Here is a 1,270-nt window from a genome sequence, read left to right as displayed (position 1 = left end):
TAATTTATAATTATATGGGTAGAGACTTTTTAACTTTTCTAACTGGATATATTATCCATATATTTTAATTAACTAGCACAAGAGATTAGATTTTAAAAAACAAACTATAAATTTCTTGTGGATACAAATGTTTCACCTAATAGAATTTTAAAAAGCTGCATGTTTGATGGGGCTAACGCTTTAGATAAATCAAATATTATAATAGCAATTAAAATATTAGATGTAGAAACACCTATTCCATTTATGGAAGAACTTCTAGGGAATAGAACGCTTTTAAATATTTTCCCTATGTTCTTAAATTTAACTATTAGGGAAGGAATTTAAGTCGAGATTTAAAAGCTTATATTGCTTTAAATAATTATATGTAACTTAACAAATTAAGTGAAAATATTATAGATTATAAAGATAGAAAAAACTGACTTAAAAATAATGGAATAAAAATGGATTTGTAAAATTAAAAAAGTCGTCGACCTCCAGTAGGGAAAAAATCCCGGGGGATCGACGACAATTTAATTTAGCCCACAACCCCCGAAAAATNACCTCCAGTAGGGAAAAAATCCCGGGGGATCGACGACAATTTAATTTAGCCCACAACCCCCGAAAAATAAACATTTTATAAAAAAATACATAAAAAAAGAAGGAATTTTTAAAAAGACGTAGAAAATATAAAATAGCGATAAATACAGCAACCCAATGGGTTTCTAGCCTACCTATAAGGAATTGAAACTCCTGTGATGATTCCCGGGATTTCGATATTGTCGAAGTTTCTAGCCTACCTATAAGGAATTGAAACTGACAGGTCTTTTTCTTTTTCTTTTATAAGTATTTGTGTTTCTAGCCTACCTATAAGGAATTGAAACTTTAGATGTGCATTTGTTAACAAATTCTTTAAGATATTGTTTCTAGCCTACCTATAAGGAATTGAAACTATTGATTTTTTGGAGCTTTTAATTTTGCTTGGATGTTTCTAGCCTACCTATAAGGAATTGAAACTCGTGTTTGCGTTGTATAACAAACACGTCATCGTCAGTTTCTAGCCTACCTATAAGGAATTGAAACGAGTCATGACATTCAAACATATCAGACTCCCACCACAAAGTTTCTAGCCTACCTATAAGGAATTGAAACGGTAACGCTACTGAAACAGCTGGGAAGCAAGCAAAAGTTTCTAGCCTACCTATAAGGAATTGAAATTACACAAAAAAAGTCGGCTTTTGCCGACTTTTTTAAGTTTCTATTTATGATAAATTTCTTATATTTAATATGAACT

The 1,270-nt window shown here is 30.7% G+C and carries 1 protein-coding gene and 1 CRISPR repeat array; the gene reads left to right on the top strand.

Going from position 1 to position 1,270, the window contains the following annotated elements; genetic code table 11:
* The first annotated feature begins 159 nt into the window (after positions 1–159).
* Positions 160–324 carry a hypothetical protein gene (locus tag OM90_RS12975; protein WP_207643877.1) on the top strand — a complete coding sequence of 55 codons (165 nt, stop codon included), beginning with the start codon at positions 160–162 and terminating at the stop codon, positions 322–324.
* 373 nt (positions 325–697) lie between these two features.
* A CRISPR array of direct repeats spans positions 698–1,195; the repeat unit is 31 nt; unit sequence GTTTCTAGCCTACCTATAAGGAATTGAAACT.
* Positions 1,196–1,270: the final 75 nt, after the last annotated feature.

This window comes from Defluviitalea phaphyphila (assembly GCF_001466305.1).
GTDB classification, from domain to species: domain Bacteria; phylum Bacillota; class Clostridia; order Lachnospirales; family Defluviitaleaceae; genus Defluviitalea_A; species Defluviitalea_A phaphyphila.
This window is presented reverse-complemented; position numbering and strand designations above follow the sequence as displayed.

Excerpts from the sequence above, each read along its gene's own strand:
- OM90_RS12975 (WP_207643877.1), top strand. The coding sequence starts at position 160 with ATGTTTGATGGGGCTAACGCTTTAGATAAATCAAATATTATAATAGCA.